The organism is Coleofasciculus sp. FACHB-1120, from assembly GCF_014698845.1.
Classification (GTDB): domain Bacteria; phylum Cyanobacteriota; class Cyanobacteriia; order Cyanobacteriales; family FACHB-T130; genus FACHB-T130.
The window spans coordinates 17,820-32,245 of record NZ_JACJTV010000007.1; the positions used below are offsets into that span (position 1 = coordinate 17,820).

The window sequence follows — 14,426 nt, forward strand, 5'->3', positions numbered from 1 at the left end:
GTTGATAGTAAGGGGAAAAGGTAATGGATGGGGGACTCCATTACCTTTTCCCTCTTACCAATTACCTAAAGACAACTCGGAACTCAAAACACTTAAAATGGGCCAGAGTATGAGAATGCTTAAAACGCTTAACCCTACGAGGATAGTGAGTAAATAAAACTGGGACTGACCTGTAGCGTTGTACTTTAAGCTTTGCCCGCTGAAAATTGTGGCTACGCCAACCAAGTTAACGAATCCATCTACCACATAGCGGTCAATCCAAGCATTTAATCGGGAAAGTCGGTCAACTGCAAAAACCACACTCACGCGGTAAAGTCGGTCAATGTAAAAGTCGTAAGCGAACAAGTCTTGCAGGAATCTGAAGGGAATCCGAACGGATCTAGACCAAGTTCTGGGTAGATAAATCACGCTTCCGAGACCCGTGCCGACTAAGCCAGAGATAACCAGTACCAGCAACGCTTGTTGGTTCAGGTATTCCCAATCAGGTAGCAGTGACAAGCGCTGCATCATCACCGGGACTAGCAATGTGACGATGATCAAAGACACCATCGGCACCGCCATCGTCCAAGGAACCTCTGGTGCCCTGCGGGTTTTTGCCTGGGGTTCGCCCAAGAAAACTAGACGAAACACGCGAGTTAAATTTACGGCGGTTAGGCAGTTCACTAAGAGCACGACTGCTACCAGCCAGGGTTGGTTTGTCAAAAAGTCATCAATCCCCAGGCGCAGCGCCCAAAAGCCTCCCAAGGGCAGGAGTCCGACTAATCCAGCGCTACCGACCAAAAAGGCGGTGGTTGTCGCTGGCATCCGCGACCAGAGACCGCCCATTTCCGTAAGGTTTTGGTTGTTGGTAGTGATGATGACGGAACCGATACTCATGAACAATAACGCTTTGGCGATCGCGTGGGCAAACAGCAACATCAGGGCGAAACCCGTCCATTGCAACCCGACGGCGATAAATACCAAGCCTAAGTAAGCGCTGGTGGAATGGGATAAAGCTCGTTTAATATCAATTTGCGCGATCGCTACCAACGAAGCACCAATCGCTGTCATTGTGCCAATCGCCACCAAAGTTGCCGAAGCTACCGGCGAAAGGATTAAGATTGGCTGGAGTTTTAGCAGCACATAAGCACCGCAAGCCACCACGACCGAGTTTCGCAAGATTGAAGCGGGGTTCGGTCCTTCCATCGCCTCATCTAGCCAAAGATGCAGCGGGAATTGGGCACATTTTCCCACAGGCCCAGCAATCAATGCCAATCCTAATAACGTGGATGTTAAGGGCGATAAGGTAGCCGTTTCCGTCCACTCATATAAATCGGGAAAATCTAAGGTTCCGGCTAAAGTCGATAGTGCTACCACCCCCATCAACAGCAAGATGTCTCCCACCCGTTTCGTTAAGAAGGCATCTCGCGCTGCCGTTACTACTAGGGGCTGAGCATACCAGAACCCTACCAGTAAATAGGTAGAAAGGGTCAGCACTTCCAAGAGGGCATAGGTGAGAAGCAAAGAGTCGCTAATTGCTAAGCCACTCATCGCCCCTTCAAAAAATCCCATCAAGGCAAAGAAGCGAGCTAATGCCCAGTCTTTTTCCATATATCCCAGAGCAAACAGTTGGGCGAGGAGACTTAAACCCGTCACTAGCTCCATTGCCCCAACGCTCACCGCTGAGATATCCACGGCAAATGTCAGGTCTAAATCTGCCACCTGTAGCCAGTGAAACACCAGCTTTTGAGGCTCTTGGTTCCAGGTATTTCTGAAGACAATCGTGCCGTGTACAAACGCCAAGATAGTCATCAACAAGTTAAAGTAAGCCGCTGGTCGCGGGCCTGTCCGACGAATATATCCAGTTGACCACGGCAGGGTCAGAATTGCCCCCAGTAATCCATAGAAAGGCACCCACCAACTTGTCTGGGTGAGAAACTCTGTCATATTAGAAAGCCCTTGCTATTTTCTTCATCAATCAACTTGCTTACTAAGAGGCACCTGGAAGTAGTTTCCAGGCAACCAATGGCGGTCTATGTAAACGTCAGATTAATAGGTTTATTTTTTTTTCAGCATGACGTTTTTTTGCTGTAAATTAACACTTAGGAACTCCAAAAATTATTTATACTCATCTCAATCTCTCCTGATAGCTGTTAAAAACATCGGTATGTTTACCTACTATACCTGTGTTTATAAAGCAAATTTGAAAAACTTATACTTTTAAAAGCTTGGGCTTAGTCCGTGTCTAGTTTCGACACGGACTAAGCCCTGTGAAAGTCTCCAAATTTTATTGAAAAGCCCCCACAGCGCGGTTTACAGGCGATAATCCTGTAAAGTATTCAAAAGTAATAAAGAAATTATAAAACATAAGGAAGCATTCCAGAAACGGATAAGCTTTTATTGAGGAGAGACGCCATTTTAACGACCGTTAAGTTTTCTTAAACTATTTAATATAAAAATATCATAATAGTTTATATTGTCAAGTAAGCCTCGCTTCTCTATGCTTAATGATGCGAGGCTAAGCGATAGTTCTTTAGCTGAAATAATGGGTATCCTCGTCCAAATTTTACGGGAAGTACAAACTAAGACGAGTAGAGGTCCCTGTAGGTAGGAGATAATAGATGCCAATTGCGGTTGGAATGATTGAGACAAAAGGCTTTCCAGCGATCGTAGAAGCTGCGGATGCGATGGTTAAAGCGGCTCGGGTTACACTGGTAGGCTATGAAAAAATAGGCAGTGCGCGGGTAACGGTAATTGTTCGGGGGGATGTCTCTGAGGTGCAGGCGTCAGTGTCCGCTGGAGTGGATGCAGCCAAGCGTGTGAATGGCGGAGAGGTTCTTTCCACTCACATCATTGCGCGTCCTCATGAGAACCTGGAGTATGTGCTACCGATTCGGTACACGGAAGTTGTCGAACAGTTCCGGACTTAAGTAGGGTCAAGACGCCAGCAGCGAGCCGGTGGCGGTGTTGTTCGCCTCCGATTCGGTCGTGTCTTAGCTCGAACCCCTTAAAAGTCCAAACTTTTCACGTCAAAACACTTAAATTTAGCGAAGGAAGAACTGATGGCAATTGCAGTTGGAATGATTGAGACACTAGGCTTTCCTGCCGTTGTGGAAGCTGCTGATGCGATGGTAAAAGCTGCCCGCGTCACGCTAGTGGGTTATGAAAAAATCGGCAGCGGTCGCGTTACCGTGATCGTGCGGGGAGATGTCTCGGAAGTACAGGCTTCGGTATCAGCGGGCGTTGATTCCGTGAAGCGAGTGAATGGCGGTCAAGTATTGTCTACTCACATTATTGCGCGTCCCCACGAGAACCTGGAGTACGTTCTGCCCATTCGTTACACAGAAGCTGTTGAACAATTCCGCGAAAGTGTCAGTGGCATTCGTCCTTTCAACAGGCCGTAAAATTAGGTCATGGGTAAGGGGTAATGGGTCATCGGTAATGGGAAAAGACCTTTTTACCAATTACCTTTTTCCCTTTTTCCCAAATTACCGAAAATGCAAATTGCCAAAGTTCGTGGCACGGTTGTTAGTACCCACAAAGAACCTAGCCTTCGGGGCGTTAAGCTGCTGCTGTTGCAATTCATCGATGAAGAGGGGCAGCTTCTACCCCAATATGAGGTAGCTGGCGATCAGGTCGGTGCTGGTATAGATGAGTGGGTTCTGGTAAGCCGTGGGAGTGCTGCCCGGATTGTAGATGGTAGCGAAAAGCGTCCTCTCGATGCGATGGTGGTGGCGATTATTGACACAGTCAGTGTCAATAATCGCCTCCTGTACAGCAAGAAAGAACAATATCGTTAGTTACTTTGTTCAGTTAGTGAGGTTTAGAGATATGGCAGCCCGCAGCTTTGCGGCTCCCCCGACCCCTTGGTCAAAAAGTTTGGCGGAACCGAGAATTGATGCAAGCGCTTACGTACATTCTTTTTCCAACATTATTGGAGATGTACGGATTGGCCCTCAAGTATTAGTTGCACCGGGAACTTCGATCCGAGCTGATGAAGGAGCGCCATTCTACATCGGTGAAGGCACGAATATCCAAGATGGTGTCGTGGTTCACGGTTTGGAAAAAGGTCGAGTCGTTGGAGATGACAATCAGGAATACTCGGTATGGGTCGGGAAGAATGCTTCCTTAACCCATCTGTCTTTGATTCACGGCCCCGCTTATATTGGGGATAATTGCTTTATTGGCTTCCGCTCTACGGTATTTAACGCCAGGGTGGGCAAAGGCTGTATTGTGATGATGCACGCCTTGATTCAGGATGTAGAGATTCCTCCAGGAAAGTATGTACCTTCGGGAGCGGTGATTACCAATCAGCAGCAAGCTGACCGCTTATCGGATGTGCAAACACAAGATACCGAATTTAGCCGTCATGTCGTTGGGATTAATGAGGCGCTAAGAGCTGGCTATTTGTGTGCTGGAGATAATGCGTGTATTACACCCATTCGGGATGAGTTGCATCAACCCAACCAAGGTGGGCGCGATCGCCGTCCGGCTACACCAGCTTCGACGAGTGCTTCTTTTAGCGGTGACTTGGCACAACAAGTGCAAAGCCTGCTGAATCAAGGGTACAAGATTAGTACCGAATATGCGAACGAACGCCGCTTCCGCACCAGTTCCTGGACGAGCGGAAAAGCAATCGAAGCTCGGTCAGCGTCGGACGCGATCGCAGCGTTAGAAGCGATCGTTGCCGAACACCCAGGGGAATACGTGCGCTTAATTGGCATCGACTCCAAAGCCAAACGGCGGGTGCTAGAGCAAATTATCCAACGTCCCGACGGGCAGGCACCCACACAAGCCAAAGCAACTAAAACTGCTAACACTAAATCTAATAACGGTAACACCCAACCAGCGGCTAACACAGCTAGCTTCCAGGGTGGGGACTTGGCACAACAAGTACAAAGCCTGCTGAATCAAGGGTACAAGATTAGTACCGAATATGCGAACGAACGCCGCTTCCGCACTAGTTCCTGGACGAGTGGGAAAGCAATCGAAGCTCGGTCAGCATCTGAGGCGATCGCAGCGTTAGAAGCGATCGTTGCCGAACACCCAGGGGAATACGTGCGCTTAATTGGCATCGACTCCAAAGCCAAACGGCGGGTGCTAGAGCAAATTATCCAACGTCCCGACGGCGCACCGGCTCCTAAGAGTGCTAACACTGCCCCAGCGAATCGTTCCACCAGCGCCCCGCAAATTGAAAACAGTTCTCTGTTAAATTCAGAAGCGGTTGAGGAGGTACGAAATATATTGGCTCAAGGCTACAAGATTGGCACGGAACACGCCGATGAGCGCCGCTTCCGCACCAGTTCTTGGCACACTTGCTCTCCGATTGAAACAAATCGGGAAGCAGAAGCGATCGCAGCCTTGGAAGCTTGCATGGCTAGCCATGCCGGAGAGTACGTGCGCTTCTTTGGAATTGACCCCAAAGCCAAGCGTCGCGTCAACAAACCGTTGCTGATTCAACAGCCAGCTAAGAGCGGTAGCCGCTAGAGCAAGGATGAAGAATGTAAGGATGAAGAATGAAAAATTTCATTCTTCATCCTTTCGCAGGGATGAAGGATAAAAAGAAAAATTCAATTCTTGTTCCTTCAGCCAAAATTTATTTCGCCACTCCTTACTTTCTAGCCCCATGCACTTGCCGCTACTGCCGCCACTTAGCAACTCTCAAGTTTATGTGAAAGGGGATGTAAGCATTGATGAGGGTGCTGCGATCGCTCCCGGAGCGATCCTGCAAGCAGCTCCAGACAGTAAAATTATTATTGCTGCGGGTGTCTGTATCGGCATGGGAACCATTCTTCATGCCCACGAAGGCACTATAGAAGTAGAAACAGGGGCAATCTTGGGAGCTGGCGTCCTCGTCGTCGGCAAAGGCAAGATCGGTGCGAATGCCTGCATTGGTGCCACAACAACGATTTTTAACAGTAGTGTGGAGTCTTGGCAAATCGTGCCACCGGGTTCTCTGTTAGGAGATAACACTCGTCAAGTTGCCGACACCCCATCTGCCGCCACCCCGACTGCCGCCACTCCGACTGCCGCCACCCCGACTGCCGCTTCCAGCGAGGCTGTTTCCGATCCGCAAGCGAACCAAGAGGACTCGCCCACAGCATCCACTGGCGAGGAAACTCAAAATGGGCAAGCGATCGCTTCTACTCTCTCCACATCAAACAGCGAAGACACCCCGAACGAGCTAACGCCGCAATCTCCATCTGCTGGTACTCCAGTCTATGGACAAGCTAACCTCAATCGGCTGCTGACAACTTTGTTTCCTCACTATAAATCTGCCAATACCCTCCCCAAAGACACTCAAAGTTCATAGTTTTGACTTTTGGCAGTTATCAGGACTAGCAATTATCAACTAATCTGTGACTGTGGGCATACTAAAAGTAGGCGCAAGAGTAGTTTCTCTCGGAGGTCATCGGTGGAGGCACAACAGACAGGACTGGCTCGATTTGAGAGGCAAAATCAAAGTCAATCCAAAAACTTTAAAGATACTGCTCTGGGCATGGTTTCGACTCGCAGTTTCCCCGCCATCGTCGGCTGTGCCGATATGATGCTAAAGTCCGCTGGGGTAACGCTCATCGGGTTTGAGAAAATTGGTGGTGGTTACTGTACCGCGATTGTCCGAGGTGGCATTGCCGATGTCCGTTTAGCCGTCGAAGCGGGTGCCCAGACTGCTGAACAGTTTGGTCAGTATATTTCCTCGTCGGTGATTCCTCGCCCCCTGCCAAATTTGGAAGTCATTTTTCCGCTAGGCAAACACCTCTCCATGCTTACCGATAACAACGGTTACAGCCGTCTCAGCAATCAAGCGGTTGGTCTGTTGGAAACGCGGGGATTTCCGGCGATGGTTGGAGCTTGTGACGCCATGCTCAAAGCCGCAGAAGTGTATCTGTCTTCCTATGAAACGATTGGCGGTGGATTATGTACCGCGATTATTCGGGGTTCCGTGGCAGATGTTGCCGTGGCTGTCGAAGCGGGTATGCAAGAAGCCGAGAGGATTGGGGAATTTAGTTCTTTAATGGTGATTCCGCGACCCTTGGACGATCTGGAGCAATGCCTACCGGCTGCTGCTTGTTGGATAGAGGAGAAACCCGAACCCCTGAAGTTGCCAGTCTCAATCAAGGAACCGGAAAAACAGTTGGTAGAATTGCCAGATTTAGCTAAGCTACCGATTGAGATTACAGAATAATTTAAATCTTAGATTGTGAATGTAGGACTGAGTACAGAGGCTAAGCATTGCTGTCAAAAGAAAAGCGTTGCACATTTATGACCTTTGATGTCTGGGGGATATCAGCCTGTAAAACGACAGGATGAAAATGAATGATAACTATCCCTAACCAAGCATCAAATAAATGTACAACGCCTTTAGGAAGGAAGACTGTTACTTTGTTCAGTGATTTAATCATAACCTTGAATCTTTATGGATAAAAGGTATTATTTGTGATGGATACAATAGAGTTTTATCTATAACTGGCAGGAGAAGAGCGTTTGAAGCAGGCAACGCTGCACCAGTTGAAGGTTTTTGAGGTAGTTGCTCGCCACGGGAGCTTTACCCGTGCGGCAGAAGAGCTGTTCCTCACCCAACCGACTGTCTCTATACAGGTGAAGCAACTCACTAAAGCTGTTGGAACACCCCTGTTTGAGCAGGTGGGCAAGCGTCTTTATCTTACAGATGCCGGACGCGAACTGATGGTAACGTGCCGGGAAGTCTTCGAGCGATTAGCCCAATTTGAGATGACTCTGGCTGAAATGAAAGGGCTGAAACAGGGAAATTTGCGGCTGAGTGTGATTACAACCACAAAGTATTTTATCCCGCGTTTATTAGGGCCATTTTGCCAGCGTTATCCGGGAATTGATATCGCCCTCCAGGTGACGAATCACGAGCGGATTCTGAGCCGCATGAGCGAGAATCTAGACGATTTGTATATTCTGAGCCAAATACCAGATCATCTGGATATCCGCTGCCACCCATTTCTAGAAAACCCGTTGGTGGTTTTGGCACCTATCAATCATCCACTGGCTCAGCAAAAAAATATCCCCCTCTCTAGTCTGGCGGGTGAGCCGTTTATTATGCGCGAGGCGGGATCGGGGACGCGCTCATCGGTGCAAAATTTATTCGAGCGGCATGAGGTTGCGGTGAAAGTCAGGTTGGAGTTGGGGAGTAATGAAGCAATCAAGCAAGCGATCGCAGGTGGCTTAGGGATCTCTGTCTTATCTCGCCACACCCTAGGGCTGGATGGTGTCAGCAGCGAACTCACTATCCTTGATGTGGAGGGTTTTCCCATCAGCCGTCATTGGTATATTGCTTATCCGGCTGGCAAACAACTCTCCGTTGTTGCTCGCACATTTTTTGATTATCTCTTGGAAGAAGCGAAGCGAATTGCGGGTGAGCCACCGGCAAGTAGCAATTAGATTTTTCTGGGAAGCATTTGCCGTAAAGACTTAGCTGGAATTGAGCCGGGGATAGGTGTATAGATACAGGAAATGCTGAAGTATTCGCCCAGCTTCAGTGGTAGGCGACCCAATTGAGCCTACCCAACGCCGCTTAGGCAAAGGATGGAACGATGTCGCAGATGGAAGAAGTTCGACAGCTAATTCTAAATTCCGTAGATGAAACAAAACTCTCTCTGGGAGGCAAACAGCTCGCATCCCTACCAGCAGAAATTGGGCAGTTGCACTCCTTGAGAAATCTCAATTTGAAGTACAACCAACTGCCATCCTTGCCAGCAGAAATTGGGCAATTGCATTCCTTGACATATCTCTATCTGGAAGGCAACCAGCTTGCATCCCTGCCAGCAGAGATTGGGCAACTGCATTCCTTGACATATCTCAATCTGAGTGGCAACCAGCTTGCATCCTTGCCAGCAGAAATTGGGCAACTGCATTCCTCCTTGAGAAAACTCGACCTGAGTGGCAACCAGCTTGCATCCTTGCCAGCAGAAATTGGGCAACTGCATTCCTTGACATATCTCAATTTGAGCTACAACCAACTGGCATCCCTGCCAGCAGAAATTGGGCAACTGCATTCCTTGACATATCTCTATCTGAGCGGCAACCAGCTCACATCCCTGCTAGCAGAAATTGGGCAACTGCATTCCTTGACATATCTCTATCTGGAAGGCAACCAACTCGCATCCCTACCAGCAGACATTGTGCAACTGCATTCTTTGCAATATCTCTATCTGAGCTACAACCAGCTTGCATCCTTGCCACCAGAGATTGGGCAACTGCATTCCTTGACATATCTAGATTTGAGTGGCAACCAGTTCGCCTCCCTGCCTCCAGAGATTGGGCAACTGCATTCCTTGACATATCTAAATTTGAGTGGCAACCAGTTCGCATCCCTGCCACCAGACATTGGGCAACTGTATTCCTTGACATATCTCAATCTGAGCTTCAACCAGCTTGCATCCCTGCCACCAGAAATTGGGCAACTGCATTCTTTGACAAAACTCAATCTGAGCTTCAACCAGCTTGCATCCCTGCCAGCAGAAATTGGGCAACTGTATTCTTTGACAGAACTCTTTCTGAGTGGCAATTCCATTCAAGATTTATCGCTGTTAGCCAACCATCCCAATCCAGAATTGACGGTTTATTGTTTTGAGGTTGAGCTTCCTCGCCGCTACTGGACGCACCTTAACCAGTGGCAAGCCGATTGGCTGCTGACAGAAACTAATGCGGAAGTCCGGCGAGTGTTAATTCAGCAGATTGGCTGCGATCGCATTTGTCAGGAGTTGGCGGCGCAAGCGCTCGATACCTGGCGCGAATACACCCTGCTCAAAATTAATGCAGATATTGATGTCGAACCCATCCATCTGCTGAAAATGACCTGTCCCAGCACAAACCATCTTCACGTCCTGCGCGTTCCACCCACCCTCACGTCAGCCAGAGAGGCGATTCGCTGGGTAAACTGGGACGTTGACCCAGAAGCATTTGCCGTCGAAACCTAAATCGACTCCTACATCAGAAATTTGCACTTGAGCGTGAAATTAACAGCTATCTTGTCCAAGCCAACCAATTAGAAAATAACTTCTTCACAAACGGCGTCAAACGAGTGCGGTTATAAGCATCTGCTGTCTTGCGAATCGCTTCGGCTTGCGTGGGATAGGGGTGAATAACCGTAGCAAGCGTTTTCAAGCCAACATTTCCTACCATCGCTAAGGTGACTTCGCTAATCATGTCACCTGCGTGTCTCGCCACAATGGTTGCACCTAAAATTTTATCGGTGCCTTTCTTGACGTGAATTTTGGTGAATCCTTCTTCTTCGCCGTCTGCAACTGCTCGATCCACCTCACTCAATGGAATGAAGTAAGTATCCACCTCAATTCCTTTTTCCAACGCCTCTTTCTCGTACATCCCCACATGGGCAATTTCTGGAGCAGTGTAGGTACACCAAGGCATTGTCAGCGTACTAAGTTTTTTGCGCCCAAAAAACAAACTATTCTGAATCACAATCCGGGCAGCAGCATCAGCAGCATGGGTGAATCTCCATTCCATACAGATATCACCAGCAGCATAAATGCGAGGGTTTGTTGTCTGAAGCTTGTCATTGACAATGACCCCTTTTTTGGTGTCATATTGTACGCCTACCGTCTCAAGATTTAAGCCTTCAACATTAGGCGCTCTCCCAACTCCAGCTAGGATTTCATCAACTGTTACTGAAGCTTCTTTTCCATTCGCTTCGTAATAAATAACTTTTCCAGCGCTGCTTGTTTCAACTCGCTTAATTTTGGACTGCAATATTAACTTAATCCCCTCCTGAATAAACGCCTGTTGCACAATTTCGGCTGCATCAGTATCCTCTTTGTCAAGAATATGGGCATTTTTATGTAACAGCACTACTTCTGAACCAAGCCGCTGGAACGCCTGAGCCAGTTCGCAGCCGATAGGGCCACCGCCAATTACTGCTAGTCGTTTTGGTCGTTCTGTGAGGGAAAATACGGTTTCGTAGGTGAGATAACCTGCCTCTTGTAATCCTTCAATCGGAAGGCTAGCTGCACGCGCACCTGTAGCGATAACTGCTTTTTTAAAACGTAATTTCTTTCCCGCCACTTCGATAGTGTCAGAACTAGAAAACCGAGCATCTCCCAAAAATACATCGATACCCAATTTTTGAAATCTTTCAGCAGAATCGTGATGACTAATCCCGGCACGAATTCGCCGTAGCCGCTCCATTACGGCAGAAAAATCAACTTCTGTACCTTCAGGAACGCGAACACCAAATCGCTCTGCATCCCGAATATCTGCAACAACACGAGAAGAGCGAATCATGCATTTTGAGGGAACGCAACCCACATTGAGGCAATCTCCACCCATCAAATGCTTTTCAATTAACGCGACTTTAGCGCCTAAACCGGCTGCACCTGCGGCTGTCACCAGTCCCGCAGTACCCGCTCCAATTACAACCAAATTGTAACGAGGTGCAGGTTCGGGATTAACCCAATCGGGCGGATGTACGTGAGCCACCAAAGTTTGGTTATAGACATCCATTGGTGACACAGTAACCCGTTCAACTCCTAGCTGTGGCATTATAATTCCTCCTGATTAACGCTTTCTTCTAATGCTTTTCGAGCGATGCGCGTAATATAAATCGTCACAGCAACAGTGGCAACAAATCCAACGATGCGAACTACCCATTGGGCTATTTCAGTTTCGGGATTCTTGGGCTGCGCTGCTCCAATTGTGGCAATACTACCAGCTAAAGAACCGATATAAACATACATAATCGTTCCTGGAATCATGCCGATAGAGGCTAAAAAATAATCTTTCAGGGAAACTTGGGTGATTCCAAAAGAGTAGTTTAAAAGGTTGAAGGGAAAGATAGGTGAAAGCCGAGTTAAAAGAACAACTTTGAATCCTTCCTTGGCAACGGCTTGGTCAATAGCTTTAAATTTAGGATTGTTTTCTATTTGCTTGGAAACCCACCCACGAGCCAAATAACGTCCCACGAGGAATGCAGCAGCGGCTCCTAAAGTGGCTCCGATGAAGACGTAAATTGAACCTAAAATTACGCCAAAAACCACACCTGCTCCCAAGGTGAGGATAGAGCCGGGAATGAAGAGTACGGTGGCTAGGATGTAGATGGCAATAAAAGTCACGGGTGCCCAAAATCTCAGACTGTCAATCCACGCCAAAGCGCTCTTCAACTGTTCCTGGACATTAAAATATTTAGCTGCAAAGATGAGGGCAGCGATTAGAGCAGCAACTAGAAAAAAACCAAAAATCCGTTTTATCTTTGAACTGGAGGGGCTTTGTACTGATTCATTCTCCATAACCTACCTTATTAACACAGATATGGAAGCTGATACTTAAAGACTAAGCTCATTTTTACAGTAAAAATTGGGTAATAAATGATTTTTAGCTGAGAATTGATAACGATTCTATTGAAAAAAGCGTTAGATTTTTCTAAAAAGAATCTTAAGATGTCACGCAAAAAGTATTTCTTCGGAAAGATGCGAAAAAGTGGAACTAAACAAAAGCTAGAATGGGTGAAAGCTAAGAGGGGTGGGTGAGTAAGGGGACTGTAAAATACTAGCCTCACCCAGATGCGATCGCTTGCGTCGGCGATTTAGTTATACCATTTCCATTTTTGATGTGCTAAATGAAGCTCCTCCTAACTCCCCAAGAGGATAAACGGAGAACAGATGTGTAGTATCAGCACCTTGAATTGGAATTAACTGTACGTAAAATTCTAAGATGTTAACCGGAGACCTAAAGACATGGATGAGGAAATCATTAAACAACTGAACATGGAAGTTGAAGCAATGAGCTTCAACGAGTTAAACGAACTTGGCAATAGAGCAGTTAGTTTAGGGCTGATTTTGGGTCACGGTTATCGAAGTAACCAGTACGAAATCCTTCGCAAAAATGAGGTAGTCATGTTACCACCCAAAGAAGCAGCCGCTTATCTAAAAAAATTGATTGGAGAAGTTGGGGGCTAAATGCTAATAGGTAATGGGAGTAAAATTGGGAATGGGGAAGGTGCATCTACCATTTACTTCCTACTAACAGCTACCAATGACCCGAAATTAGCAATTATCAGTTCTTTATAAATTTGCAGACATGACAAATCAGCAAGTATTTATTTTCGAGGGAGAACGCGCCGGGAATTATGATAAAGACATTCCTTTCTGGGTGCCTGGATATGAGCTGATACACGATTTGTTACAGACGATGTTTCAAGTGCGCCTCCCGGAAGAGTCCTCACTGTTAATTGCTGGTTCGGGTTCAGGTAAAGAACTTGAGATTCTGGGTAAGGCAAATTCCTCATGGCGGCTGCTAGGAGTAGATCCGTCTCCGGAGATGATGAGTATTGCTAGCGATCGCATCCAGAAAGCCGGACTTCAAGAGCGCGTCAGCCTGCATCAAGGCATTGTGTCTGACTTACCTGAAGATATTTTGTATGACGCCGCCACGTTGATTCTAGTCATGCATTTTTTTCCAGATGACGGAACCAAGCTAGCAATGCTTCGCAGTATCGCTCAACGGCTCAAGCCAGGTGCTACTTTTGTGCTGGTGGATTCATACGGAGAGTCGAATTCGGGTCAAGTTGAACGAAAGTTTGAAATCCTAAAGAATTACGTTCTCAAAAAAGGTATTCCTCCAGAACAGGTACAGCAGAGACTCGAAAATATTCCCAAAAATATCCACTTAGTGCCGGAAGAGCGGATCGTTGCGCTGCTTGAAGAGGCTGGTTTTGGGATGGTGGAACGCTTCTATAGTGCCTTACTCGTCGGTGGTTGGGTTGCAAAACGCGGGGAATAACACACTGGTTGCGGGCAACCTTTACCTGTAGCTATTATTCTCAGTGCCTTCTCTGTTTTTATATAAGATTCAACAATTCGTCCTCTTGCGATTCTTCTGCTTTGCGAATCTTCTCCAGTTCGCTTGGGTGTTTCCATTTGCTGCCTTCGTTCAATCTGTAGATATTAGTACGACCCTTTTCGTTTTTTTCCTTCCGCAGAATTCCTGCCTGACAAAGAGTTTTCAGGGCTTGCAAAACTGTGCGCTGGCTTATCCCACAAACTTCTGCCATCTTTGCTTGACTGGCATAACAACCTTCTGCCTTGGACTCCCTACGTGCTACGTGAGCTAGTACCCGAAACTCATAGATATTCAAGCCATATTCATCCAGCTCTCTACGAACAAGAATTGTTCCTTTGTCATCTGGGGGAGGTTGCCAATTCTTGGGAGGCTTAGGATGCTTCTGGCGACGGGGCTTTTGTGACATAGCTATCTGATAACTCACCAGTACGCTGATATGATTGGCTGTTTTTGTAAAGTTTTGTATCCTTTTTTTTGACTTGATCCAGATCCTTTAGCACTCAGCAGCCTTGCACAGGGATTCCTTTATCCGGGAATTCCTTAAAAGGTCTTTACTTACAAGTAGTCTCCTTTGTACGCATCTGACAACATTAATAGTACGCATCATACAACATAATCAATACGCA

General features: G+C 47.2%; 14 protein-coding genes. 10 read left to right on the top strand and 4 right to left on the bottom strand.

Features of this window, described 5'->3' with window-relative positions:
• Positions 1-54: 54 nt before the first annotated feature.
• Positions 55-1,926: an NAD(P)H-quinone oxidoreductase subunit F gene (locus H6H02_RS09155; protein WP_190816821.1), complete on the bottom strand. Its 1,872-nt coding sequence runs from the start codon at positions 1,924-1,926 to the stop codon at positions 55-57.
• Positions 1,927-2,600: 674 nt separating this feature from the next.
• On the opposite strand from H6H02_RS09155, the gene H6H02_RS09160 reads away from it, so the two are divergent.
• The 8 genes from H6H02_RS09160 (at position 2,601) to H6H02_RS09200 (ending at position 9,926) form a co-directional block, all read left to right on the top strand.
• The gene (locus H6H02_RS09160) at positions 2,601-2,909 is read left to right on the top strand and encodes a carbon dioxide-concentrating mechanism protein CcmK (RefSeq protein WP_190412141.1); all 309 of its coding nucleotides are present in this window, start codon (positions 2,601-2,603) and stop codon (positions 2,907-2,909) included.
• 132 nt (positions 2,910-3,041) lie between these two features.
• Positions 3,042-3,383, top strand: coding sequence for a BMC domain-containing protein (locus tag H6H02_RS09165; protein WP_190412142.1), 342 nt, complete (start codon positions 3,042-3,044; stop codon positions 3,381-3,383).
• Between the two features lie 93 nt (positions 3,384-3,476).
• The gene (locus tag H6H02_RS09170) at positions 3,477-3,779 is read left to right on the top strand and encodes a EutN/CcmL family microcompartment protein (protein ID WP_190816822.1); all 303 of its coding nucleotides are present in this window, start codon (positions 3,477-3,479) and stop codon (positions 3,777-3,779) included.
• A gap of 31 nt (positions 3,780-3,810) precedes the next feature.
• Entirely contained in the window at positions 3,811-5,466 is a 1,656-nt protein-coding gene (locus H6H02_RS09175) for a ribulose bisphosphate carboxylase small subunit (protein WP_190816824.1), read from the top strand.
• 139 nt (positions 5,467-5,605) lie between these two features.
• Entirely contained in the window at positions 5,606-6,292 is a 687-nt protein-coding gene (locus H6H02_RS09180) for a hypothetical protein (RefSeq protein ID WP_190816826.1), read from the top strand.
• A 186-nt stretch (positions 6,293-6,478) separates the two neighbouring features.
• Positions 6,479-7,165, top strand: a complete 687-nt coding sequence (locus H6H02_RS09185) for a BMC domain-containing protein (RefSeq protein WP_190817073.1) — start codon at positions 6,479-6,481, stop codon at positions 7,163-7,165.
• 299 nt (positions 7,166-7,464) lie between these two features.
• Positions 7,465-8,388 carry a LysR family transcriptional regulator gene (locus H6H02_RS09195; RefSeq protein WP_190816830.1) on the top strand — a complete coding sequence of 308 codons (924 nt, stop codon included), beginning with the start codon at positions 7,465-7,467 and terminating at the stop codon, positions 8,386-8,388.
• Between the two features lie 161 nt (positions 8,389-8,549).
• A complete protein-coding gene (locus H6H02_RS09200) occupies positions 8,550-9,926 on the top strand; it encodes a leucine-rich repeat domain-containing protein (protein ID WP_190816832.1) in 1,377 nt (458 codons plus the stop codon).
• Positions 9,927-9,972: 46 nt separating this feature from the next.
• Here H6H02_RS09200 and H6H02_RS09205 read toward each other — a convergent pair whose 3' ends face one another.
• Together H6H02_RS09205 and H6H02_RS09210 are read right to left on the bottom strand one after the other, a co-directional pair.
• The gene (locus H6H02_RS09205; protein ID WP_190816834.1) at positions 9,973-11,505 is read right to left on the bottom strand and encodes a mercuric reductase; all 1,533 of its coding nucleotides are present in this window, start codon (positions 11,503-11,505) and stop codon (positions 9,973-9,975) included.
• A complete protein-coding gene (locus tag H6H02_RS09210) occupies positions 11,505-12,248 on the bottom strand; it encodes a TVP38/TMEM64 family protein (RefSeq protein WP_190816836.1) in 744 nt (247 codons plus the stop codon). Before H6H02_RS09210 ends, H6H02_RS09205 begins: the two co-directional genes overlap by 1 nt.
• 447 nt (positions 12,249-12,695) lie before the next feature.
• On the opposite strand from H6H02_RS09210, the gene H6H02_RS09215 reads away from it, so the two are divergent.
• On the top strand, positions 12,696-12,917 hold the full coding sequence (locus tag H6H02_RS09215; RefSeq protein ID WP_190436149.1) for a hypothetical protein: 222 nt from the start codon (positions 12,696-12,698) through the stop codon (positions 12,915-12,917).
• A gap of 121 nt (positions 12,918-13,038) precedes the next feature.
• Complete coding sequence (locus tag H6H02_RS09220) at positions 13,039-13,740, top strand: methyltransferase (protein ID WP_190816838.1); 702 nt, start codon at positions 13,039-13,041, stop codon at positions 13,738-13,740.
• 58 nt (positions 13,741-13,798) lie between these two features.
• Here the strand turns inward: H6H02_RS09220 and H6H02_RS09225 are convergent, their stop codons facing one another.
• Positions 13,799-14,206, bottom strand: a complete 408-nt coding sequence (locus H6H02_RS09225; protein WP_190816841.1) for a helix-turn-helix domain-containing protein — start codon at positions 14,204-14,206, stop codon at positions 13,799-13,801.
• Positions 14,207-14,426: the final 220 nt, after the last annotated feature.

Excerpts from the sequence above, each read along its gene's own strand:
- H6H02_RS09155 (WP_190816821.1), bottom strand. The coding sequence starts at position 1,926 with ATGACAGAGTTTCTCACCCAGACAAGTTGGTGGGTGCCTTTCTATGGA.
- H6H02_RS09160 (WP_190412141.1), top strand. The coding sequence starts at position 2,601 with ATGCCAATTGCGGTTGGAATGATTGAGACAAAAGGCTTTCCAGCGATC.
- H6H02_RS09165 (WP_190412142.1), top strand. The coding sequence starts at position 3,042 with ATGGCAATTGCAGTTGGAATGATTGAGACACTAGGCTTTCCTGCCGTT.
- H6H02_RS09170 (WP_190816822.1), top strand. The coding sequence starts at position 3,477 with ATGCAAATTGCCAAAGTTCGTGGCACGGTTGTTAGTACCCACAAAGAA.
- H6H02_RS09175 (WP_190816824.1), top strand. The coding sequence starts at position 3,811 with ATGGCAGCCCGCAGCTTTGCGGCTCCCCCGACCCCTTGGTCAAAAAGT.
- H6H02_RS09180 (WP_190816826.1), top strand. The coding sequence starts at position 5,606 with ATGCACTTGCCGCTACTGCCGCCACTTAGCAACTCTCAAGTTTATGTG.
- H6H02_RS09185 (WP_190817073.1), top strand. The coding sequence starts at position 6,479 with ATGGTTTCGACTCGCAGTTTCCCCGCCATCGTCGGCTGTGCCGATATG.
- H6H02_RS09200 (WP_190816832.1), top strand. The coding sequence starts at position 8,550 with ATGGAAGAAGTTCGACAGCTAATTCTAAATTCCGTAGATGAAACAAAA.
- H6H02_RS09205 (WP_190816834.1), bottom strand. The coding sequence starts at position 11,505 with ATGCCACAGCTAGGAGTTGAACGGGTTACTGTGTCACCAATGGATGTC.
- H6H02_RS09210 (WP_190816836.1), bottom strand. The coding sequence starts at position 12,248 with ATGGAGAATGAATCAGTACAAAGCCCCTCCAGTTCAAAGATAAAACGG.
- H6H02_RS09215 (WP_190436149.1), top strand. The coding sequence starts at position 12,696 with ATGGATGAGGAAATCATTAAACAACTGAACATGGAAGTTGAAGCAATG.
- H6H02_RS09220 (WP_190816838.1), top strand. The coding sequence starts at position 13,039 with ATGACAAATCAGCAAGTATTTATTTTCGAGGGAGAACGCGCCGGGAAT.
- H6H02_RS09225 (WP_190816841.1), bottom strand. The coding sequence starts at position 14,206 with ATGTCACAAAAGCCCCGTCGCCAGAAGCATCCTAAGCCTCCCAAGAAT.